This is a genomic window from Streptomyces sp. NPDC091292 (assembly GCF_044757265.1).
Classification (GTDB): Bacteria; Actinomycetota; Actinomycetes; order Streptomycetales; family Streptomycetaceae; genus Streptomyces.
Genome location: NZ_JBIVUQ010000003.1, coordinates 1 through 20,240 on the forward strand (window position 1 = coordinate 1; position 20,240 = coordinate 20,240).

At 68.0% G+C, this 20,240-nt stretch carries 23 protein-coding genes; 13 read left to right on the forward strand and 10 right to left on the reverse strand.

The features are described 5' to 3' along the window. Window positions 1-493 precede the first annotated feature (493 nt). Window positions 494-1,723: a helix-turn-helix domain-containing protein gene (locus ACIQNU_RS11275; RefSeq protein ID WP_401364283.1), complete on the reverse strand. Its 1,230-nt coding sequence runs from the start codon at window positions 1,721-1,723 to the stop codon at window positions 494-496. Between the two features lie 123 nt (window positions 1,724-1,846). On the opposite strand from ACIQNU_RS11275, the gene ACIQNU_RS11280 reads away from it, so the two are divergent. The 8 genes from ACIQNU_RS11280 (at window position 1,847) to ACIQNU_RS11315 (ending at window position 7,887) form a co-directional block, all read left to right on the forward strand. After that, complete coding sequence (locus ACIQNU_RS11280) at window positions 1,847-2,431, forward strand: GNAT family N-acetyltransferase (protein WP_401364286.1); 585 nt, start codon at window positions 1,847-1,849, stop codon at window positions 2,429-2,431. 3 nt (window positions 2,432-2,434) lie between these two features. Then, window positions 2,435-2,911 carry a hypothetical protein gene (locus tag ACIQNU_RS11285; RefSeq protein ID WP_401364288.1) on the forward strand — a complete coding sequence of 159 codons (477 nt, stop codon included), beginning with the start codon at window positions 2,435-2,437 and terminating at the stop codon, window positions 2,909-2,911. Window positions 2,912-2,931: 20 nt separating this feature from the next. Then, a complete protein-coding gene (locus tag ACIQNU_RS11290) occupies window positions 2,932-3,648 on the forward strand; it encodes an HAD family hydrolase (RefSeq protein WP_401364291.1) in 717 nt (238 codons plus the stop codon). Further along, a complete protein-coding gene (locus tag ACIQNU_RS11295) occupies window positions 3,645-4,229 on the forward strand; it encodes a GNAT family N-acetyltransferase (protein ID WP_401364294.1) in 585 nt (194 codons plus the stop codon). Before ACIQNU_RS11290 ends, ACIQNU_RS11295 begins: the two co-directional genes overlap by 4 nt. Before the next feature lie 1,007 nt (window positions 4,230-5,236). After that, a complete protein-coding gene (locus ACIQNU_RS11300; RefSeq protein ID WP_401364297.1) occupies window positions 5,237-5,650 on the forward strand; it encodes a hypothetical protein in 414 nt (137 codons plus the stop codon). 79 nt (window positions 5,651-5,729) lie between these two features. Further along, window positions 5,730-6,098, forward strand: a complete 369-nt coding sequence (locus tag ACIQNU_RS11305) for a hypothetical protein (protein WP_401364300.1) — start codon at window positions 5,730-5,732, stop codon at window positions 6,096-6,098. Between the two features lie 170 nt (window positions 6,099-6,268). Beyond that, window positions 6,269-6,790 (forward strand): hypothetical protein, encoded by a 522-nt coding sequence (locus ACIQNU_RS11310; protein ID WP_401364302.1) that lies wholly within the window; start codon window positions 6,269-6,271, stop codon window positions 6,788-6,790. Window positions 6,791-7,329: 539 nt separating this feature from the next. Further along, window positions 7,330-7,887 carry a GNAT family N-acetyltransferase gene (locus ACIQNU_RS11315; RefSeq protein WP_401364305.1) on the forward strand — a complete coding sequence of 186 codons (558 nt, stop codon included), beginning with the start codon at window positions 7,330-7,332 and terminating at the stop codon, window positions 7,885-7,887. Window positions 7,888-7,907: 20 nt separating this feature from the next. Here ACIQNU_RS11315 and ACIQNU_RS11320 read toward each other — a convergent pair whose 3' ends face one another. The 3 genes from ACIQNU_RS11320 to ACIQNU_RS11330 are packed head-to-tail and all read right to left on the reverse strand — an operon-like array spanning window position 7,908 to window position 10,100. After that, on the reverse strand, window positions 7,908-8,393 hold the full coding sequence (locus ACIQNU_RS11320) for a DUF6188 family protein (protein WP_401364308.1): 486 nt from the start codon (window positions 8,391-8,393) through the stop codon (window positions 7,908-7,910). A 46-nt stretch (window positions 8,394-8,439) separates the two neighbouring features. Further along, window positions 8,440-9,183, reverse strand: a complete 744-nt coding sequence (locus tag ACIQNU_RS11325) for an SDR family NAD(P)-dependent oxidoreductase (protein ID WP_401364311.1) — start codon at window positions 9,181-9,183, stop codon at window positions 8,440-8,442. Next, the gene (locus ACIQNU_RS11330) at window positions 9,180-10,100 is read right to left on the reverse strand and encodes an SDR family NAD(P)-dependent oxidoreductase (RefSeq protein ID WP_401364314.1); all 921 of its coding nucleotides are present in this window, start codon (window positions 10,098-10,100) and stop codon (window positions 9,180-9,182) included. Before ACIQNU_RS11330 ends, ACIQNU_RS11325 begins: the two co-directional genes overlap by 4 nt. Window positions 10,101-10,158: 58 nt before the next feature. Between ACIQNU_RS11330 and ACIQNU_RS11335 the strand changes: the two genes are divergently transcribed. Continuing rightward, window positions 10,159-10,851, forward strand: a complete 693-nt coding sequence (locus tag ACIQNU_RS11335; RefSeq protein ID WP_401364317.1) for a TetR/AcrR family transcriptional regulator — start codon at window positions 10,159-10,161, stop codon at window positions 10,849-10,851. Here ACIQNU_RS11335 and ACIQNU_RS11340 read toward each other — a convergent pair. The 6 genes from ACIQNU_RS11340 to ACIQNU_RS11365 form a co-directional block, all read right to left on the reverse strand. Continuing rightward, entirely contained in the window at window positions 10,838-11,392 is a 555-nt protein-coding gene (locus ACIQNU_RS11340) for a hypothetical protein (protein ID WP_401364320.1), read from the reverse strand. The two genes, ACIQNU_RS11335 and ACIQNU_RS11340, sit on opposite strands and share 14 nt — an antisense overlap. Window positions 11,393-11,532: 140 nt before the next feature. Beyond that, window positions 11,533-12,291, reverse strand: coding sequence for a succinate dehydrogenase iron-sulfur subunit (locus ACIQNU_RS11345; RefSeq protein ID WP_401364323.1), 759 nt, complete (start codon window positions 12,289-12,291; stop codon window positions 11,533-11,535). Beyond that, window positions 12,291-14,045, reverse strand: a complete 1,755-nt coding sequence (gene sdhA, locus ACIQNU_RS11350; RefSeq protein ID WP_401364326.1) for a succinate dehydrogenase flavoprotein subunit — start codon at window positions 14,043-14,045, stop codon at window positions 12,291-12,293. The genes ACIQNU_RS11345 and sdhA overlap by 1 nt, the downstream gene beginning before the upstream one ends. A 23-nt stretch (window positions 14,046-14,068) precedes the next feature. After that, window positions 14,069-14,557 (reverse strand): succinate dehydrogenase hydrophobic membrane anchor subunit, encoded by a 489-nt coding sequence (locus tag ACIQNU_RS11355; protein WP_401364329.1) that lies wholly within the window; start codon window positions 14,555-14,557, stop codon window positions 14,069-14,071. 5 nt (window positions 14,558-14,562) lie between these two features. Continuing rightward, entirely contained in the window at window positions 14,563-14,943 is a 381-nt protein-coding gene (sdhC, locus tag ACIQNU_RS11360) for a succinate dehydrogenase, cytochrome b556 subunit (protein ID WP_401364331.1), read from the reverse strand. A gap of 169 nt (window positions 14,944-15,112) precedes the next feature. Continuing rightward, the gene (locus ACIQNU_RS11365) at window positions 15,113-15,808 is read right to left on the reverse strand and encodes a 2-oxo-4-hydroxy-4-carboxy-5-ureidoimidazoline decarboxylase (protein ID WP_401365593.1); all 696 of its coding nucleotides are present in this window, start codon (window positions 15,806-15,808) and stop codon (window positions 15,113-15,115) included. 278 nt (window positions 15,809-16,086) lie between these two features. On the opposite strand from ACIQNU_RS11365, the gene ACIQNU_RS11370 reads away from it, so the two are divergent. The 4 genes from ACIQNU_RS11370 to ACIQNU_RS11385 all read left to right on the forward strand — a co-directional run bounded on the left by ACIQNU_RS11370 (window position 16,087) and on the right by ACIQNU_RS11385 (window position 19,980). Next, a complete protein-coding gene (locus ACIQNU_RS11370; protein ID WP_401364334.1) occupies window positions 16,087-17,748 on the forward strand; it encodes a glycoside hydrolase family 20 protein in 1,662 nt (553 codons plus the stop codon). A 125-nt stretch (window positions 17,749-17,873) separates the two neighbouring features. Continuing rightward, window positions 17,874-18,614: a DUF4328 domain-containing protein gene (locus ACIQNU_RS11375; RefSeq protein ID WP_401364336.1), complete on the forward strand. Its 741-nt coding sequence runs from the start codon at window positions 17,874-17,876 to the stop codon at window positions 18,612-18,614. Between the two features lie 106 nt (window positions 18,615-18,720). Further along, on the forward strand, window positions 18,721-19,230 hold the full coding sequence (locus tag ACIQNU_RS11380) for a hypothetical protein (RefSeq protein ID WP_401364339.1): 510 nt from the start codon (window positions 18,721-18,723) through the stop codon (window positions 19,228-19,230). Between the two features lie 114 nt (window positions 19,231-19,344). Further along, on the forward strand, window positions 19,345-19,980 hold the full coding sequence (locus ACIQNU_RS11385; RefSeq protein ID WP_401364342.1) for a hypothetical protein: 636 nt from the start codon (window positions 19,345-19,347) through the stop codon (window positions 19,978-19,980). Window positions 19,981-20,240: the final 260 nt, after the last annotated feature.

Below are 20,240 nucleotides of genomic sequence, written 5' to 3' on the forward strand. Positions count from 1 at the left end.
ACCGCCGCGATCTGGCACAACCACAAGACCGGCCAGCCGGTCACACGATCCTTGATCGCCTACGACCACTGATCACATAGGAATGACTCGTCTAGTACGTGACCCCGACCGAGTACCCGTCATGCATGACGGGCCCCCCGATAACGGCCCCGAACACCGCCCGCACGCCGAGAAGTCGATCCCCTCCGGCAGCGGCATGCACCAGATCCCCAGGTAATCGGGCAGCCGCAAAACACCGCCCGACGGGAACTAGCGCAACACCGCACCGCTCCCACTCGGCGTACACGGTCACCGGTGACGGATGCGCCCCGGCAAGCCATTCCGTGATCCGCGCCTGCCACCACGTACCGTCGCTCACGTCGACTCCTCGAATCGAACGCGCCTTGAGTCGTCGACGTTAGGAGCCTCGTAACACCCCGACAGGTACAGTCACTCCTCGTATGTGAAGAGGTACAACCTGTACCCGCTCCTCCGTACCCGCCTATCGCACCTGTCAGGCCGGAACGCCCATCCGCCGCGCCAAAGCTCGGGCGTCCTCGCGGATCATCGCGTTGCGGCCCGTGGCGAGTTCGGCCACCGCCGGGCGGGCGAAGGTGTTGAAGCGGACGGTTTCCGGAGACGCCTCGTGCGCCTTCCTCAGCAGGTGCACCACCGCCACGTCCTCCCCCTGGAGCCGGTAGGCCCGCGCCGACTCGACCAGGTGGAAGCTGCGTCGGGTCGCCGACGGCATCGGGGCGAGGTCGATGTGGGTGGCCGCGTCGATGGCTCGGCCGGGGCTGACGAGGTCGGCGTTCATGGTGATGGCGTACGCGTCGACCATGCCGCGACCGAAGATCAGCCAGGGGTGGACGTACCCGCCCAGGCGCCGCGCGGCGTCGTCCGCCCGGTCCCAGTGGCGTTCGGCGTCGCCGCGCCGGCCGACCTTGGCGAAGGACAGCGCGGCGGCCAGGTGCAGCAGGCCCCAGCGCGCGAGATCCCCGGGTCCCCGGTCGGGGTCGAGGAGTTCGGCCGCCTGCATCGCCAGCTCGACCCGCGCCTCGTGCCGCTCGCCCGCGTCCCGGAAGACGTGGTTCATGTACCAGGCCGCGACGGCGATCGACCGAGGGCTGTCCGCGTCCTGGGCAGCCGTCATCGCACGGTCCCCGGTCAGCATCACCAGCTCGGGCGCGGGCTGAAAGGAGAGGAAGAGCTGCGCGAGATGGTACGTCTCGGCCAGCGCCACCAGTACCCGGCGCCGATCCGCCCCTTCCAACCCCCGCGCCGAACGCTGACAGTCCGCGACGAGATCCGGCAGGACCAGCGCGACGTTGGCCCGGTGGTCACCGATGCCGTGCCAGAGCTGCCACGCCTGCCGTACCCGCGCCACCAGCGCGTCCGCGCTCTCCGGCTCGTCACCGCCGTCGAAGTGGTAGCGGGTCAGCGCGGCCCTGACCGAGGGGAGTCCGGGGTGTACCGCCTTGGTGTACGTCGCGGCCGACAACCGCTCGTCACCGGTCAGTTCGGCCAGATCATCGACACCGAGCGCATCGGCGAGGCGCAGCAGAAGCGGCAAACGGGGCACATGCAACCGCCCGCCCTCCAGCGCCTTGACCCACTCGGCGGACCGCCCGACCAGCCCGCCGAGCACGGGCCGGGACATGCCGACCCGTTCGCGCACGGCCCGAAGACGCTGACCGAAGGTCTGGGGAAGGGGAAGGGGGCTGCTGTCAGGTGTCGCGGGCATCACGGACTCCGTCCTACTCGACACTCGAACGCTACCCCCGACACTCCAGGACGAACGGCCCCTTTCCCACTCGCAGTTGAGCCCTCCGTACCCGTATCTTCGCCCGTGGCCCCGGATGCCGACATGAAGGGACGCCCCCAGAAGATGGACGACCGTACGGTGCGCTTCGAGTCGTACGAGGGCGCTGACGCCGCACGTCACCTGGACACCTTCCTCCCCACCTACACAGAGGTCTACGCCGAACCCCCGTACCGCGAAGGCCCCCGCGACATCGCTGATTTCACCGACCGGTTCCATGTCCAGGCGCGCCGCCCCGGATTCCGGCTGGTCCTCGCACGCGGGGACGTCGACATCATCGGCTTCACCTTCGGCTTCCTCCTCCCCGCCGACACTTCCTGGTGGAAGAACCTCCAGACCCCGGCGCCCGAGGACTTCACCCGCGAAGACGGGCGCCGGACCTTCGCGGTCATCGAACTCGCCGTACGCGAACCCTGGCGCCGCCAAGGCGTGGCCACCGGCCTCCACACCACCCTGCTCAAGGACATCCCCGCCGAACGCGTCACCCTCACCACCCGCCCCGAACCGGAAGCGGCCCCAGCCCAAGCCGCCTACGCCCACTGGGGGTACCGCAAGATCGGCGTCTCCCACCCCTGGGAAACCGCGCCGTACTACGACGCGATGCTCCTCGACCTACACCCCGGGAGGTAGCGGATGCGGGTCGGTATCACCGGGCACCGAGGATTGCCCGAGCCGGTGGAAGCCCAGGTACGAACGCTCCTCGCCCGACAGTTGGCCGCGTACGCACCCCACGACGATCTGGTCGCCGTGAGCTGCCTCGCCGACGGCCCCGACTCCTGGTGGGCCCACGCCGTCCTGGACGCGGGCGGACGACTGGAGGTCGTCGTACCGGCGGCCGAGTACCGAGCGGGCCTCCCCACCTGGCACCACCCGGACTACGACACCCTCCTCGCCCGATCCTCCGACGCGCACGAAACCGGGCTGAGGGAATCCACGTCCTCGGCGCACCAGACAGGCAGCGAAATCCTCGTCGGCCTCTCGGACGAGGTGGTGGCCGTCTGGGACGGACTCCCCGCACGCGGCTACGGAGGTACGGCGGACGTCGTCTCCTACGCGTGCGGCACGGGAGTACCGGTAACAATTCTGTGGCCGGCCGGCGCCACCAGATAGGCGAAAGGGATGCGTCAGCCATGCCTCATCTCGTCCTCTGGGACATCGACCACACCCTCATCGCGACCCGTGGGCTCGGGCGGGAGCTGTCGGCGGTGGCGTTCGAGCGGGTGACCGGGGTTCCCGTGCGGGAGCAGGCGACGGTTGACGGGATCACGGAGGCGGTGATCTTCCGGGAGACGGCCAAGTTGCACGGGTTGGAGACAGGGCGGGCGGACTTCGAGCGGTTCGCACGGGCCCTGGCCGAACAACACGTACTACATGCGGCGGAGTTGAGGGAGCGGGGCCGCGCTCTGCCCGGTGCCGCCGCCGCGCTGGACGCGTTCGCCGCCGCGAACGTGCGTCAGACCGTGGTCACGGGAAACGTCCGCGCGGTCGCGGAGGTCAAGCTGTCAGTGTTTGGCCTGGAGACCCATATCGACTGGGACGGTGGTGCGTACGGCGAGGACGCGGACCTACGACCGGCGCTCGTCGACATCGCCCTGACACGCTCGGCCACCCCGGCTCATGACGCGGTGCTCATCGGTGACACGGCGGCCGACGTCCGTGGAGGTCGCGAGAACGGGGTGTACGTCATCGCCGTCGCCACCGGCCGCACCTCCGCGACCGAACTACGGGCGGCCGGAGCCGACGCGGTGCTGAACGACCTCACCGATGTGGACACCCTGCTGAAGCTCAGCCCACGTCGGGCGCAAGCCCAGTCGTACCGACAACAGTTGAGAAGGGGGATTCGGTGACGACCCCGAGCACCGACACCGGAGCCAGTACTGACGTGGTGCTCCGCATCCACGGTCCTGGCAGCGTCCCCTCGATGTTGGACCTGATCGCGGACATCTGGGCGGACGCCCACCCCGAGCTGGTCGACCACCCCGGCGCGGCGGCCGGCGACCTGTCCCTACCCGCCTTGCACCGGCAGATCACAGGACACCTCCAACACCCGGGATTCACCCTCGTCGTCGCGTACGTGGACGGCACGGCCGTGGGTTTCGGGTACGCGTTCCCGTGCAGCGCCGACTACTGGTTCGGCCCCGACCTGGTGGAGAAGATTCCACCGGGCGCCCGCGTCGAACGCCTGATGGGCCTGTGCGAACTGGCCGTCCGCCCGCCGTGGCAGTCACAGGGCATCGGCTCCCGTCTGCACACCGAACTGCTCCGGGCCGTCGCCCCGCAGTGGTCGTCCCTCCTCGCGCTGCCGTCGAACCACCGCGGTCAGGACCTGTACGCGAAACTCGGCTACAAGTACGCGGGCCCGTACCGGAATTCCCCCGACGGCCCGGAGTTCGACCTGCTTCTATGTCAGGTCGACGCCGAGAACTGAGCCTGCGGGAAGGGATGGGCCTGAGGATGAACCATACGGTGAGCTGTGAGCTGTGAGCTGCGAGTTGCACAAGGGAACCGAGGGTGCGCGTCGGCTGGATACCTCCTCCCTGCCTCCAAAAAAGGGTACGCCGAGCCGCCGTCCCGCAGAGGCCCCTGGCGACGTGGCCGAACAAGCACGACTATCTGGGCGTGGGCATAACGGTTCAATTCATGGCCCCAGCACAGGCAGCGGCGGCACCGGGAGTACACCGAGCACCGGCGGTGGTGGGGCGGCGTCTGACGACAAGGCGGGATACATCGGCCGTCTCCGCATCCCGTCGGAGAAGGAACTCAGGGCACTTCCGTGGAGCAGTAAGTCATGACGGCTGATGGCAAGGTGGGATTCCGGATCGAATTCGATGATCGAAGTGGGGCTGCCAGCGAGGCGACCGTGACGAAGCTTCAAGGTCTGCACGGATGCCCTTGATAGGGGAATGGTTTGTCTGATGATTATTGGGAAGACGAGGTATTTTCCGTGCCGCCTCTAGCTTCCCTGAGGAAAACAAGCGCGTCAGATGTATTCGATTGGTTGGAGCTGCATTTCCCTTTCGTAGGGGGGAAGATCGATTGGCGTCGCGTGGGTGGGAGGCATAAGCATTGGAGAATCGACGACGAGCAGCTGCTCGCAGCGAGTGCATCCAGGGAAGTCTGCGCACGAATCAGGCCAGGTTCTGTAGTCGAGCATGTAGGAGACGGGCTTTCGCCCTACGGCGTGCGTTTTACTGGGAGTGAGGCCGCTTCGGTTACGGTTGCACTTCTTGAGGTGTCGGAGCATCACTACTTTCTTGCAGAGGATCGAGCGTGGATTGTTGTGGTCTCCTTCGAAGGTGACTTGGATGTTTTGGATCGAGCCGACGCTTAGCTGGGCTAGGGATGGGTTTCTTGGCTGTAGGGCCGCTTGGGAGGGGCTATATGTTAGAGAGATACAGGAGGGGCGATCTTCTTACAATTCCGGTAGTCGGTGAGATGGTTGCCCCGGCTCAGATCATTGAAAAACTGCGTGGCAATGTCCTGCTATCTGTGTTCTCCGAACTGTTCGACGATGGTGCCTCCTGTGATGTGTCGCAACTGGAGCTGAAGGATCCGATCTTTCTCGCAGAAACTATGGATATGCGAATCAAGGACGGTACGTGGTGTGTTATTGGGAATAGCGAAGTCTCCGAGTCGATACCGGAGCTGATGTATAAAGTTTGGGTTGAGCCGCCCGGAGAATACCGAATTCAGGACGTCCGTGGAAATTTGGGGCCACCAATTTCTCCGGAGCAGGCCGGCAAGATGATGCTTCAGAAGTCTTTCTCTCCTGCCGCCATTGAAGCGGCCCTGCGTGGCTACCATAATCTTGGCCCTTGGCACCAGGCATTCGATGAGTTGACGGTTTGATCGCAAAGTGATTCGATCACGGCCCGATGGCTGGTCAGGCGCACACCGCCCGACGGGAAGCAGACGTGGAGGAGCTGGAATGCCCCCTAAAACCGCTGAACTGGAGACTCCTTGGGTCCGCGCTCAGCTCATCGACTGGCTGGTCAGATTGAGTGACAGGGGCTGGCAGGAGGAGAACTGGATGCCGAGGGATCCAGGCAATGCCGGCCTCGATGAGGCGCTGGATTTCTTCGATGACACTGGCGTTCTCGCGGAACCACGCGGGAGGCTGGGTTACGTCCTCATCGATGACGAGGAAGTCGCAGCTATGCAGATGTTGAATTCGGTGTTGGACCTGGCAATTTCTCCACCGTCATCGTCTGATTCAGAAATCATCCAAACGCGAGCGTGGGGTGATGTCGTTGATGCTGCCCGTGGGGCTCTCGCTGCGATGGGCGAAGAAGTTTAGTAGCGGTGAAAGCGGAACCCCCTATTTCGGGTGCGAGTCATTCGTCTGATGTGGGAGTTCTGCGGCCCGCGCAGGGCGGGAACACGAGGTGTGGTGCACTTTCGCACGTAGACGCTCCTCGGCGGCGTGAATCCCTGTCCCTGGAGTGTTTACAGCGGTAGCTGACGGCGATGTCAGAGGACGAGGGTTGGAGAATCGTGGTGAGCGATGCAAAACTGATGGAGATGCTACGTGGGCTAGATGATCCCGAATGGCTGGAATTTCCGGCTGGCTATGACGGGGTTGAGGCCGCAGCATCACTAAGTCGCTTGGTTGCAAAGATCGATTCTCGATTCTCGACGCGTTGTAAAATCGATCGAGATGTCCAGGACTCTGCTCAGTACGGGCGGATTAATGTGCCAGCGGAAGCCACAGTTTGCGGGACGCGGATTGTTGTTCTAGTGAGCAGGTTCAAACCGTTGGCCATGGTGGCTGCGGATAACCCTGGTGCATTCTTGGGTACGGATGAAGCGCGCGCAGAAGGCGAACTCGGCGCGAGTGACCTTGAGAAGGTTGAGCAAGCTCTTGCCGGGTTGGGGTACGTCGTGATTCCGGAAGAACTTCTTACGAACCGCTATGATGGAGCCGCCCATCTGCGTTTTCACGGTTCGGGTGAGCCTAGTTGGTGGGACCGGTTCTTCGGTTCTTTCTGAGCGGTCTCAAGTATCGGACCATGGGTCCCTCCCGTACTTAGGGCTCTTTCGAGTGGGACGTGATGGCTCAAGTCATGGCCCCAGCAAAGACAGTGCTAGCGGGAGTGCACCGAGCACCGGTAGCTGGAAGCTGGGCGGCCTTTGGTGATCGTCTATGGGATCTCCTTACGGCGGAAGACGAGTCGCCGGTCGCCATCTTCTTGGAAGGGCTTGATCGGCTGATTCCCACTGACCTCCATGGCTTCGTGAGGATCGTGCACAACCTGCTGTCCATGACGGAGGGAGTCGGGCTGGCTGATTCATCGGCGGACTTGCAAGTCGAGTACTTTTTTGTTGGCGCCTGGGGTTCCATCGGGTAGCCGCGAGCGAGGCCCACGGTCCTCGACGTCATCAGGACCGGCGTCCCGAGGTGCAGGCGGAACACGCACGCGGCTACGGAGGCACCGCGGACGTCGTCTCTTACGCGTGCGGCACGGGAGTACCGGTAACAATTCTGTGGCCGGCCGGCGCCACCAGATAAGCAGGGGGGAGAACCTCGCATGACGCAGAAGATAGCTATTACGGTCGAGCGCCTGGACGGACCGGCCGCCCGGCAGGCCGAGGACGCCTTCCGGCTCGTATACGCCGACGTGTTCGCCGAGCCGCCCTACAACGAGAGCGAGGCGGACATCGCGGTCACCTTCCGGCGGCGCTTCCGCTCCCAGACCCGCAGAACCGCCTTCCGCGCCGTCATCGCCCGCGGCGAGGACGGCGAACCCATCGGCATCGCCTACGGGCACCCGCTCAGCGCGAACGCGGAATGGTGGGACCAGCTCACCGAACCGGTGCCGGACGAAATGCGCCGCGAGGACGGACACCGCACGTTCGGCTTCATGGAACTCGCCGTGCGCACACGGTGGCGGGGGAGAGGCGTGGCGAGGCGACTGCACGAGACACTACTCGACGGCCTCGATGCCGAACGGGTGCTGCTCAACGTCCATCCGGAGGGCAGGGCCGCCTCGGCCGCGTACCGTGCGTGGGGATACCGCAAGGTGGGCGAGGCACGGCCGTGGACGGGCGCCGACCTGTACGACGTGATGCTGCGCTCCCTGCGCTGATGCCGTTCAACGGGTCGCCGCTAGGACGCGCTCGCCCCCGTCCCGGACCAGGTGGCGAGGTCGCCTCCGGGTAGTGACACGAAGCGCCGGCCCGCTGGGCCCGTGACCTGCCAGGCTTCGAAGGTCGGATCGGGCGGGCAGGTCAAATGGTGGCCCGTGTCGAACACGAGACGCAGGGTGCCGGACTTGAACGCGATCGCCGACACGACATGCGCTCCGAACAGCGCAAGGGCCGCAGCGACGTCCTGCGACTCCGGTTTCAGGAGTACGGGCGGGCCGTCGGCATGGTCCGTCCCGTGCGAGAGGCTGACGGGCGCTTCCCACGCGACTTCCCAGTCCGAGTCGAGGAGCAGTGCGAGGCGGAAGTCCACACTGATCTTCGTGACGCTCATGCCACGAAGGTTCAGGACCCACCGGTCCTCGTGTTCTACGGGACCCTCTTCAGCGTTCACCACCGCATCTTGACCGATTCGGTGCCCAGGGGAGGGGAGTCGCCCCCGATCCACCGGCGCCCGACCCGGCTCCAGCTCCGACCTCGCCCCCGCCCCCTGCTCAGGCGAGAAACCCGCCGTCCACCGCCAAATGCGCCCCCGTGATATACGACGCCTCGTCCGACAGCAGGAATGCGATCGCCGTCGCTACTTCCTCGGCGCGGCCTATCCGGCCCAAAGGGACTCCGTGCGCCGCGACTTCCTCCGTTCCCGTCGGGTTCGCCCGGGTCATTTCCGAGTCGATGACTCCCGGTTGGAGTTCATTGATACGTACGCCCTGTGCGCCGTATTCCTTGGCCGCCGTGCGCGTCAGGCCGCGGATGGCGTGTTTGGCGGCCGAGTACTCCACGGTCGGGCCGCCCCGGTCGGCGAATACGCTGGAGACGTTGACGATCGCACCGCCCCCGCTGCCGAGAATCGCCGGGATCTCGTACTTGAGACCGTAGAAGAGACCGTCGAGATTGATGCCGATGACCTTGCGCCACGCGTCCAGGGGCATGTCGGCCGTGGGGATGAAATTCCCCGTCACACCCGCGTTGTTGACCGCGTAGTGGAGGCTCCCGAAGGTTTCCACGGTTCGGGCCACCGCCCGTTCCACGTCCTCCGGGGCACTTACGTCTCCCGGGACCGCCAGCGCCTCGCCGCCGGCCTCCTTGATCTGAGCGACGACCTCATCGAGCTTGTCGGCGCGGCGGCCGACGAGGGTGACAGCCGCGCCCCGCTCCGCGAGCAGCCGCGCCGTCGCCGCCCCCATCCCGCTGCCCGCCCCCGTCACCAGCGCAACCCTGTCAGCCAGTTGCTTCATCGCTCCGCCCCCGATCCCTCCGGAAGACCCACCGGATAGTCCTCGTCGAAGTCCGCCGACCGGCTCACCGGCTCCCAGGTGCCCGCCTCCTCCAACTGGCCCCGTGAGTACGCCTGCGCCATCTCGACCGCCCCCGCGCCGAGGATCAGGTGCGACGGCGGGTTCGGGTGTTTGACGACGCGGACCAGGATTTCGCCGGCCCGCTTCGGGTCGCCCGCCGCCGACACGGGCCCGCTCAGCACCCGCACCATCTCGCCGACCGACGCCTCGTACTCCGGTGCGACCTCCGGGACCTGCATCGAGGCGCCGGCCCAGTCCGTCGCGAATCCGCCCGGCTCCACGACCAGGTACCTGATGCCGAACGGCGCGGTCTCGGCCGCCAGGACCCGGGTGAAGCCGTCGACCGCGAACTTGGCGGCCTGGTACGACCCGAGGCCGGGAGTGCTGCCGACGCGACCGCCGATGGACGAGAACTGCACGATCGTGCCGCCCCCCTGCTCCCGCAAGACCGGGACGGCCGCCGTCGAGACGTTGTAGACGCCCCAGAAGTTGGTGTCGAACTGGCGGCGGAAGTCGTCCTCGGGCGTGCTCTCGACCGCCGCGAGATTCGCGTATCCGGCGTTGTTGACCACGACGTCCACCCTGCCGAACCGTTCGACCGCCGCCGCCAGACCGGCCACAGCGGCCGACCGGTCGGTGACGTCCAGCGCGACCGGCAGGACGCGGTCTTCTCCGTACTTCTGTACGAGGTCGTCCAACTGCTCCGGCTTGCGCGCCGTCGCGACGACGTTGTCGCCCGCCTCCAGCGCCGCGACCGCGAGATTGCGGCCGAAGCCCCGGGACGAACCCGTGATGAACCATGTCTGTGTGCCAGGGGGCTGTGTGCTGCGGGGTTGTGTGCTCGGCTGTGTAGTCATACTCGTAGCGAAACACGGTTTTATTATTAGTGCAACTTGGTTGTGTTAGATTCCCGTCATGAAGCCGGACAGTCCCCAGCGCGCCCGCAGCGCGGCGGCGAAACAGCAGCGTGAGCGGGCGATCCTCGACACCGCCCGCTCCCTCGCCACCGCACGCAGCGTGCGCGAGGTGACACTCACGGACATCGCCGCAGGTGTGGGCATGCACAAGTCCGCGATGCTGCGGTACTTCGAGACGCGGGAGCAGATATTCCTCGCGCTCACCACCGAGGGGTGGCAGGAGTGGTCGGCCGTCCTCCGGTCGCGACTGCGCGATCTACCCGGCCCCAAAAGCAATACCGGCACCGGAAACGACACCGGCCCCGACCCCCAAGCGATCGCCGCCCTCTTCGCCCAGACCCTCGTCGCCCGGCCGCTCTTCTGCGACCTCCTCGCCCAGGCGCCCCTCAACCTGGAGCGCAACGTCTCCCTCGACGCCGCCTACGCCTTCAAGAAGGTCGCCCTCGCCGAAGTCGCCTCAACGGCGGACGTGTTGCGCGGCCTTCTCGGGTTCACCGAAGTCCAGGCCACCGACGTGATCGCCACGGCGACCGGCATGGCCGGGGCCCTTTGGCAGATGGCCGCCCCCGGCACCCAACTCCGCACCCTCTACGAGACCCACCCGGACATGGCACACGCGGTGGTCGACGTCGAACCCCGGCTGACGAGCATCCTCAGCGCGCTCCTCAGGGGAAACCTCACATCCCGCTGAGCGACCTCGCATAGTTCAACTGCCCCATCACCTGCTGAAACGCCCCCGGCCCATGCGCCGGAATCATCGTCGAGTGATGGCGGCCCGCACTCGTCACCGTGACCTGGACATAGCCCGTCGTCTTCTTCTCCTTCATCAGGAGGAAGAGCAGGCCCAGCAGGCAGAAGATGAAGAAGATGATCGCCAGGACGATCGCGTGCGGCGGGATGCGTTCCTCGGTGTGGGACATGTCCGTCGCGTTCCAGACCGCGCCCCGCAGCGGCAGCGAGCCCGCCGGCGTCATGATCTGGTCGCCCACCACCGTGATGTCGCCGAGCGACAGCAAAGGGGCCCCGCCACCGCCGGCCGCCGGGACCAGCGGTGCGCCCACCGGGGGCGGAAAACCGTACCCCGGCGCCGAGTTGGGGTAGCCATAGCCCGGCGGCGGTGGCGTCTGGTTCGGGTAGCCGTAGCCCTGTGTCCCGCCCGGCCCCCACTGGTAACCGCCGCCCTCGGCGCCACCACCCGCACCCTTGTTCCCGTACGGATTCGGCTCCGTCATCCCGTCCCCCGTATTCCGCGTTCAGCCGGTCAGTCAGTCAGGAAACCATGTAACCCTACGACCGAGGGCCGCTCCAACCCATTCGGGAGGAACGGCCCTCAGATACCTGGGCGACCGGTCAGATATCAACCGGTCAAAGATCAGAAGCGGCGCGTGATCAGCGCCCGCTTCACCTCCTGGATCGCCTTCGTGACCTCAATCCCCCGAGGACAGGCGTCCGTGCAGTTGAACGTCGTGCGGCAACGCCACACCCCGTCCTTGTCGTTGAGGATTTCGAGCCGCTGCTCGCCCGCCTCGTCACGCGAGTCGAAGATGAAGCGGTGCGCGTTGACGATCGCGGCCGGACCGAAGTACTGGCCGTCGTTCCAGAAGACCGGGCACGACGACGTGCACGCCGCGCAGAGGATGCACTTCGTGGTGTCGTCGAAGCGCTCGCGGTCCGCCGCCGACTGGAGGCGTTCGCGCGTGGGCTCGTTGCCCGTCGTGACCAGGAACGGCATCACGTCCCGGTACGCCTGGAAGAACGGGTCCATGTCCACGATCAGGTCCTTCAGGACCGTCAGGCCCTTGATGGGCTCGACCGTGATCGGCTTCTCCGGGTTGATGTCCTTGATCAGCGTCTTGCACGCCAGCCGGTTACGGCCGTTGATGCGCATCGCGTCGGAACCGCAGATGCCGTGCGCGCACGAGCGGCGGAACGTCAGCGTCCCGTCCAGCTCCCACTTGATCTTGTGGAGACCGTCGAGGACACGCTCCTTCGGGTCGATCTCCAGCTGGAAGTCTTCCCAGGTCGACTCCGCCGAGACCTCCGGGTTGAACCGCCGGACGCGGAACGTGACCGTGATGTACGGAGAGGCCGCGGCCTCCGCCTCCACCTTGTCCAGTACGGGAGTTGCCATCAGTACTTACGCTCCATCGGCTGGTAGCGGGTCTGGACGACCGGCTTGTAGTCGAGACGGATGGACTCGGTGCCGTCGTCGCCGACCTCGCGGTACGCCATGGTGTGGCGCATGAAGTTGATGTCGTCGCGGTTCGGGAAGTCCTCGCGGTAGTGGCCGCCGCGGGACTCCTTGCGGGCCAGCGCGGAGACCGCCATGACCTCGGCCAGGTCGAGCAGGTTGCCCAGCTCGACGGCCTCCAGGAGGTCCGTGTTGAAGCGCCGGCCCTTGTCCTGCACGGACACGTTCTTGTAGCGGGCGCGCAGCTCGGCGATCTTCTCGACGGCCGTCTTGATGGTCTGCTCCGTACGGAACACCATCACGTTCGCGTCCATCGTCTCCTGGAGTTCGTTGCGGAGAACCGCCACGCGCTCCGTACCCGTCGAGGACCGCAGGTGCTCCACCTGGTCGATGACGAGCCGCGCCGGGTCGTCCGGCAGCTCGACCCACTCGGCCTTCGCGGAGTACTCGGCCGCCGCGATGCCCGCGCGCCGCCCGAACACGTTGATGTCGAGGAGCGAGTTGGTGCCGAGGCGGTTCGCGCCGTGCACCGAGACGCAGGCGACCTCGCCGGCCGCGTACAGACCCGGTACGACCGTCGCGTTGTCGGCCAGGACCTCGCCCTCGACGTTCGTCGGGATGCCGCCCATGGCGTAGTGCGCGGTCGGCTGGATCGGGATCGGGTCCGTGTACGGCTCGATGCCCAGGTAGGTGCGCGCGAACTCGGTGATGTCCGGGAGCTTCGCGTCCAACTGCTCCGGCGGGAGGTGCGTCAGGTCCAGGTAGACGTGGTCGCCCTCGGGGCCGCAGCCGCGGCCCTCGCGGATCTCCGTGTAGATGGAGCGCGAGACGACGTCACGGGACGCGAGGTCCTTCATGACTGGCGCGTACTTCTCCATGAAGCGCTCGCCGTCCTTGTTGCGGAGGATGCCGCCCTCACCGCGGGCGCCCTCCGTCAGCAGGATGCCCATGCGCCAGATGCCGGTCGGGTGGAACTGGAAGAACTCCATGTCCTCCAGCGGCAGTCCGCGCCGGTACACGGCCGCCTGGCCGTCGCCGGTGAGCGTGTGCGCGTTCGACGTCACCTTGAAGAACTTGCCGGTGCCGCCGGACGCGTAGATCACGGACTTCGCCTGGAAGACGTGGATCTCACCGGTCGCCAGCTCGTACGCGACCACGCCCGCCGACTTCTTGACGCCGTCGACCTCGGTGAGGAGCTGGTCCAGGACGTAGAACTCGTTGAAGAACTCCACGCCCTCCTTCACGCAGTTCTGATACAGCGTCTGGAGGATCATGTGGCCGGTGCGGTCGGCCGCGTAGCAGGAGCGGCGGACCGGGGCCTCGCCGTGGTTGCGGGAGTGGCCGCCGAACCGGCGCTGGTCGATGGTGCCGTCCGGGGTGCGGTTGAACGGCAGGCCCATCTTCTCCAGGTCGAGGACCGAGTCGATGGCCTCCTTCGCCAGGATCTCGGCGGCGTCCTGGTCGACCAGGTAGTCACCGCCCTTGATCGTGTCGAAGGTGTGCCACTCCCAGTTGTCCTCCTCCACATTGGCGAGCGCGGCGGCCATGCCGCCCTGCGCCGCGCCCGTGTGGGAGCGGGTGGGGTAGAGCTTGGTCAGCACGGCGGTGCGGCTGCGCTTCGTCGACTCGATGGCGGCGCGCATACCGGCGCCGCCCGCGCCGACGATGACGGTGTCGTACTTGTGGATCTTCATGAGTGGTTGCCTCAGCCCCGTGCCTAGCGGATGTTCGGGTCGAAGGTGAAGATCACCAGCGTGCCCAGCAGGATGGTGAACACCGTGGCGGTGTACAGCAGGCCCTTCAGCCACAGGCGCGTGTTCGGGCGCTCCGCGTAGTCGTTGATGACCGTACGCAGGCCGTTGGCGCCGTGCAGCATGGCGAGCCACAGCATCGCGAGGTCCCAGGCCTGCCACCACGGCGAGGCCCAGCGGCCCGCCACGAAGGCGAAGCCGATCTTGGAGACACCGCCGTCCAGGACGAGCTGGATCAGCAGATGGCCGAGGACCAGGACGACGAGGACGATGCCGGACAGGCGCATGAACAGCCAGCCGTACATCTCGAAGTTGCCGCGGGTCGACTTGGGGGTGCGCGAGGTGCGCTGGCGCGGGGCCTCGATGAGCGGCGCCGGGTTGTCGACGTCGTACACCGGGGCGCTCTCGACGGGGCCGACGCCGGAGGTGCCCGGCTGCGAAAGATCAGTGGACATGCGCGTCAGCTCCCGAACAGTTCACGAGCGGCGTGGCCGAGTACGGGGTAGAGCGCCCCGGCCATCAGCACGATCCACACACCCATCACGGTCCAGAGCATCTGCTTCTGGTAGCGGGCGCCCTTCGACCAGAAGTCGACGGCGATGACCCGCAGACCGTTGAGCGCGTGGAACAGCACGGCGGCGACGAGGCCGTACTCCAGCAGGGCGACGATCGGCGTCTTGTAGACGGCTACGACGTTGTCGTAGTCCTCGGGGGAGACGCGGACGAGAGCGGTGTCCAGCACATGGACGAACAGGAAGAAGAAGATGAGGACGCCGGTGACTCGATGAGCCACCCAGGACCACATTCCTTCCCGGCCGCGGTACAGCGTTCCAGCCGGCACGGAAGAACCCTCCGGGAGCGGGGATTGGGGCCATGCCGGCTCGGGAAGGTCGGTCTGGCCCGGCCGGGTACGGTCCACCGGCCCCGGCCATCGTAGCGACGTGTTGTCGGAACGTTCACGCCGGGCCCGGCGGTGTGATCAAACAGGCAATCAATCAGGCACGTACGGGCTATCGGAGGGACCGGAATCCGCCGAACGAGGGGTCTCCCGCGAGGGTTCCGGTGCCGATTCCGGTTGCGGCTGCCGTGCCGGACGCCTGGTCGCCGGGGGTGCCGGGCGCGTCGGCGAGGACCAGTCGGGTGAGCCGGCCCCGGGCGAGTCGGCGGAGTTCGTCGGCGGTGACCACGCGCTCCTCCTCGGGATCGTTGCCCAGCCGTGACCGGATTCCGGCCAGGACATGGTCCAGGGCCTCCTCGGGCGCGAAGGCGTCGAGGCAGAGCACGAACGCGTGTCCGAACCGGCTCTCGTACGCGGCGTGTGCGGCGCTGAGTGCGGTGTGCGCGGCCGAGTAGGCGAGGTCGGGCGGGAGGACGCGGGACTCCTGCGCCAGGGCCTCGGTCAGATCGGCGGGCGTCATGTCGTACGCGGCCTCGTCGGCGGCGGCGAGCAGGGTGTCCAGGTCCTGGTAGGGCCGGTGGGCGGCGAGTCGATGGGCCCAGCGGCGGCTGGCGCAGCACGCGAGGAGCGCGGTGTTCGCGTTCTCGGGTGAGGCGGCGTTGAGCCGGGCGAGTCCCGGGTGGCGCGCGGGGGACCGGCTCTGGGACGGCAGGGCGACGCGGCCGGGAAGTCGAGGGGACCGGTGCGAAGGCAGCGTGTGCTCCTCGGCGAGTGACGTGGGGTGCGGGTGGTGTGGTGCGGTGGTGATGTGGAGCGGGCGGTGCCGACTTGGAGTGGCGAGGGTGCCGGGCGGCGATGGTGACGTGTGGCGGGTGGGGTGCGCTGGGCTGGATGGGTCCGGATGTGCGTCCGGGTGTGCGGGGGACGCGCGGCGCGCTCGCTCACGCTAGCGACGTCGGGTAGGGGCTGTCCGACGGATGCGCGAATTTCACCCGAACGGGAGAGTTTCACCACGTCTGATGGACGGTGCCCCGGAGTGCGGGCCCGCAGGTTCGATCATAGGTTCGCCAGACAGGAGGTGGTGACGTGATACCCAGGTTCTCCCGCAGGCAGGGCAGGCGACGCGGTGGCCCGGCGCGGTGGGGTGCGCGGGGCCGGACGGTGCTCGTCACGGTCAGCGCGCTGCTGGTCGCGGCGGTGGCCGGGATCGCGTTCGCCGTATGGCCCGACGGCTCCGACCGCGCGTCACGCGAGCAGCCGTCGACCGGGACGGGCGCCGCGTCGAGCGGTACGAAGGCTGTCTCGCCGTCGCCGTCCCGCTCGTACGACCTGTCGCAGGCGCCCCGTACGATCCCCGCCGTCCGGGACTTCACGGCCGCGCGCGGGCCCGGTTGGCGCCCCGGCGGCGGGGGCCGGGTCGTCGTCGGGGACGCGGCGCTCGCCGACGAGGGGAAGCTGATCGCCGGGGAACTCAAACTGGCGTACGCGGGGCAGACCGGGGCGCGTGCCGGGGATGTCGAACTCGCGCTGACGCCGGGCGCGGGCGACGGGCCCGAGTCGTACACGATGACCGTCAAGGACGACCGGGTGCGGATCGCCGGGCCCACCGACAAGGGTGTGTTCTACGGGACGCGGACCCTGAAGCAGGCGGTGCGCGAGGCGGGGCAGGCGCCCGAGGGCGAGGTGAAGGACCGGCCCGCGAAGCCGCAGCGCGGATTCATGCTCGACATCGCGCGCAAGCCGTACCCGGTGGGCTGGATCGAGGACCGCGTCCGCGAGCTGGGGGACCTGAAGTTCAACCAGCTCGGGCTGCACTTCTCCGACGACCAGGGCTTCCGTATCGAATCGACGTCGCACCCCGAGGTGGTCTCCAAGGACCATCTGACGAAGGCGCAGGTGCGGAGCATCCTCGCGGTCGCCGCGAGCCGGCACATCGACGTCGTCCCCGAGATCGACTCGCCCGGCCATCTGGGCGCGGTGCTCGCCCCGCACCCGGATCTCCAGCTCCGCAATACGAGCGGGGCGGTGGCGAGCGGCGCCATCGACATCTCCAAGCCGGGCGCCGCGCCCCTCGTCGACGACCTCCTCAACGAGTTCGCCGACCTGTTCCCCGGCCCGTTCTGGAACCTCGGCGGCGACGAGTACCGCGCGCTGATGGCCAAGGACCCGGCCGCCTCGTACCCCCAACTGGCCACCGCCGCACGGCAGAAGTACGGCGCGAACGCGGGCGTCGCCGACCTCACCACCGGATGGCTCAACGACCGCGCGGACACCGTGCGCGCCCACGGCCGGGAGATGCGCGCCTGGAACGACGGCTTCTTCCGGGGCGGTACCGTGCAGGCCGCCAAGGATCTGTACGTCGCGTACTGGACGGGCAAGGAGATCGGCGCCCGGCCGCCCACCGAGTTCCTGAGCGCGGGCCGCAAGGTGATCAACTACAACGACGAGTACCTCTATTACGTACTCGGCCAGCCCAACGCCTTCGTCTATCCGACCGGGCAGCGCATCTACGAGCAGTGGAATCCGCTGGTCCTGCGCGGTACGCAGCCCGTGGCCGCGCAGTACGACGGGCAGATACCCGGCGGCACCTTCGCGGTCTGGGGCGACTTCCCGAACGCGCAGACGCCGGATCAGGTGGCGGCCGGTATCCGGCTGCCGCTGCGGGCCACCGTCCAGAAGCTCTGGGATCCGGCCCGTCCGGCGCTCGCCTGGGGCGACTTCGTCAAGTTGGCGGACAAGCTGGGCTAGAACGTAAGGTTCGCCGGCGCCCGTTCCGTGACGGGTGCCTGACATTGTGAGGCCGCCCGGGGAGGGCGGCGATCCTGGGGGGATCACTGAACATGCTGTGCACCCATTGCCGTAGACGTGACGCGGTGGAAGGGACCGGGCTCTGCCCGGAGTGCACCCGCGCCGCCGCCGTACCGGGACCGCCGTCCCCGTCCCACCCGACCTACCCGTCCCCTCCGCCCGGCGCGTACGGCCCGGTGCCGGTGAGTGTGGACGGGCTGACGTCCGCCGTCGTCGTCCTGCTCGGCGTCTGCATCGCGGGGGACCTGTTCTCGCTCGTCGCCGAGGGTCTGGTGTACGCGGCGGCCGACGCGGCTGCGGCCCATCGCGCCGTCGATTTCGTGACGATGGCGGCCGGGTTGCAGGCGCTCGGGGTCGTCTCCTGCGGCGTCCTGTTCATCATCTGGATGGGCCGAGTCCGGTTCAACGCCGAGATCTACTCGCCCGACGGGCAGCGGCTGTCCTCCCGCTGGGTGTTCTGGGGCTGGGTGCTGCCGGTCGTGAACTTCTGGTACCCGCGCCGGATGGTCGCCGACATCTGGCGGTCGAGCGTCCCGTGGCGGGCCGGCGAGGGGGTGCCACGCCTCGCGGCCGGCCCCATCAACCTCTGGTGGGCGTGCTGGCTGGCCGTGCTGGTGGGTGAATGGTTCGTCGCCGACCCCGCGTCCGACGCCTCGCTCGGCACGCTCCGGGGCGCGGCCGTGCAGTGGGCCCTGCTCGACCTCGTCGACATCGCCGCCGCGGCCCTCGCGATCGTCGTGGTCCTGACGATCGCGAGGGCGCAGCGCGCGAAGAACGCCCTGGGCGCGCCCTACCTGCTTGTTTAGGCTTGTTTAGGAATTGTGCGGATTCGTCTTCACAGTGGCGGATTCCCGTACGGCTGTGGTGTATTCGGCACCGCCAAGAGCCGTCGAGCGCACGGGGGATACGGGCATGGGCTACTGGGGCTACTACGTCGTGGGCCGGGGCGAGCGATCGCTCGGTGAGCGGGACGCGCTCGCGGCCGTACGCGACGAGCTGACCCTTCTGGAACGGCGTGCCGACGGCTGGCAGGTGTGGGAGTGCACCGGCGGTGACGACGGCACCCGCGACATCGGCGGCATGATGACGCTGGCCCGCGAGACCGGGGCGCCCGCGCTGTTCGGGTACGTGATGGACAGTGACTGTGTCGTCGTGGAGGGGGCGGCGCCGGAGAGCGGGGCGTGGACGACGTGTCTGGCGCGGCCCGCGATGGCCGTTCACCTGGGGCGCGACGAACGCGCCCTGGAGGACTACTTCCTGGACCCGGCTGACGCCGCCGAGCGGGCGGTGGCGTGGGCGGCCGAGGCGGGCGGTACGGTGCCGGCCGGGCCGCTGGTCGACGTACTGAACGCCCCGGCCGATCCGTCCGCCGAGCATCTGTTCTTCCGCTTCCTGGAGCGGCTCGGCGTCGTCAAGTTCTGACGCCACCCCTGGCCGGGGCGCCCGCTGTGATGCTCGCTGTGACGCCGACGGTGCGTCGCACGCAGAGAGGGACAGTGCGGGCACCGTGCGGCGGCGCCCCGGTGGGGAGGCGTGATGAGCCTGGTGGAACTGATCGCTCAAGCCGATGGGAGAGCCCTGGCCGCGAGCGGTCTGGCCTGCCTCGACCGCTGTGTCCCGGTGCTGGGTGGTGACACGTGTGAGGGCAGCGGCGGCGACGACGTGCTGCGGCCCCTGTGGGGGAGCCTCGCCGACGGTGACGAGTGGGGCGGGCGGCTGGAGAAGGCGCGGGCGGCGTTCGGTGCCGGAATCCCCGTGTCCGGGGCGGCGCTTGGTGCCGGGACCCCGGTGCGCGGCGACGACGGCGAGGGGCCCGCGCTGGTACGGCGGATGCTCGATGCCGCGCCTGACCGGCTGCCCGGCGACGAGGACACCGGGCCCCTGGCAGGGAGCCTGCGGGAGTGGGCCGACGCCTGCTCGGTCGCCGCCCTCCAGATCCACCGGCTGCTCGACATCCCGGGCGGCGGAGAGGCGTCCGTGACGGCCCGGCGCGAGGGCCGGACGGAGGGCATGTCCCCGCTGGTCGCCGCCGAACTGCGCCGCCAGATCACCATCCTGGAACTCCTCGCCGAACGGGGCACGGGCGGTCTGCGCCAGGTCCTGGAGGTGTCGACGGAGGGGCGCCGGGTGCTGCGGGCGGTGGTGTCGCGGCGGGCGCGGGGGAGGGGTTGAGGGGGCGGCCGATTTGAGCGGCGGGGAGTGTTCGTACCCCGGAGTCCGCCCGTCCGTGGGGGTGGCGCCGGCGCTGATTGATGACGCCGGGCCACTCCCCGCCCGCGGGAAGCCCGCAGGGCCCCGCATCCTCCAGCGCACCGGCGCCCCGAAACATCACCCGCACCGGCCGCGCCCCATCTCGGGGCGGCGACCCGCCGGGCGATTCCTCTCCCTGTGCACCGACTGTCCGGCAATGTCCGTCCACTTGACCTGAGTGA

Bases quoted from the DNA above. Each gene is read 5' to 3' on its own strand.
- sdhA (WP_401364326.1), bottom strand. From the start codon at position 14,045: ATGAAGATCCACAAGTACGACACCGTCATCGTCGGCGCGGGCGGCGCC.
- ACIQNU_RS11385 (WP_401364342.1), top strand. From the start codon at position 19,345: ATGAGCCTGGTGGAACTGATCGCTCAAGCCGATGGGAGAGCCCTGGCC.
- ACIQNU_RS11290 (WP_401364291.1), top strand. From the start codon at position 2,932: ATGCCTCATCTCGTCCTCTGGGACATCGACCACACCCTCATCGCGACC.
- ACIQNU_RS11335 (WP_401364317.1), top strand. From the start codon at position 10,159: ATGAAGCCGGACAGTCCCCAGCGCGCCCGCAGCGCGGCGGCGAAACAG.
- ACIQNU_RS11280 (WP_401364286.1), top strand. From the start codon at position 1,847: ATGAAGGGACGCCCCCAGAAGATGGACGACCGTACGGTGCGCTTCGAG.
- ACIQNU_RS11300 (WP_401364297.1), top strand. From the start codon at position 5,237: ATGGTTGCCCCGGCTCAGATCATTGAAAAACTGCGTGGCAATGTCCTG.
- ACIQNU_RS11275 (WP_401364283.1), bottom strand. From the start codon at position 1,723: ATGCCCGCGACACCTGACAGCAGCCCCCTTCCCCTTCCCCAGACCTTC.
- ACIQNU_RS11315 (WP_401364305.1), top strand. From the start codon at position 7,330: ATGACGCAGAAGATAGCTATTACGGTCGAGCGCCTGGACGGACCGGCC.
- ACIQNU_RS11310 (WP_401364302.1), top strand. From the start codon at position 6,269: ATGTCAGAGGACGAGGGTTGGAGAATCGTGGTGAGCGATGCAAAACTG.
- ACIQNU_RS11355 (WP_401364329.1), bottom strand. From the start codon at position 14,557: ATGTCCACTGATCTTTCGCAGCCGGGCACCTCCGGCGTCGGCCCCGTC.
- ACIQNU_RS11325 (WP_401364311.1), bottom strand. From the start codon at position 9,183: ATGAAGCAACTGGCTGACAGGGTTGCGCTGGTGACGGGGGCGGGCAGC.
- ACIQNU_RS11285 (WP_401364288.1), top strand. From the start codon at position 2,435: ATGCGGGTCGGTATCACCGGGCACCGAGGATTGCCCGAGCCGGTGGAA.
- ACIQNU_RS11330 (WP_401364314.1), bottom strand. From the start codon at position 10,100: ATGACTACACAGCCGAGCACACAACCCCGCAGCACACAGCCCCCTGGC.
- ACIQNU_RS11305 (WP_401364300.1), top strand. From the start codon at position 5,730: ATGCCCCCTAAAACCGCTGAACTGGAGACTCCTTGGGTCCGCGCTCAG.
- ACIQNU_RS11340 (WP_401364320.1), bottom strand. From the start codon at position 11,392: ATGACGGAGCCGAATCCGTACGGGAACAAGGGTGCGGGTGGTGGCGCC.
- ACIQNU_RS11345 (WP_401364323.1), bottom strand. From the start codon at position 12,291: ATGGCAACTCCCGTACTGGACAAGGTGGAGGCGGAGGCCGCGGCCTCT.
- ACIQNU_RS11380 (WP_401364339.1), top strand. From the start codon at position 18,721: ATGGGCTACTGGGGCTACTACGTCGTGGGCCGGGGCGAGCGATCGCTC.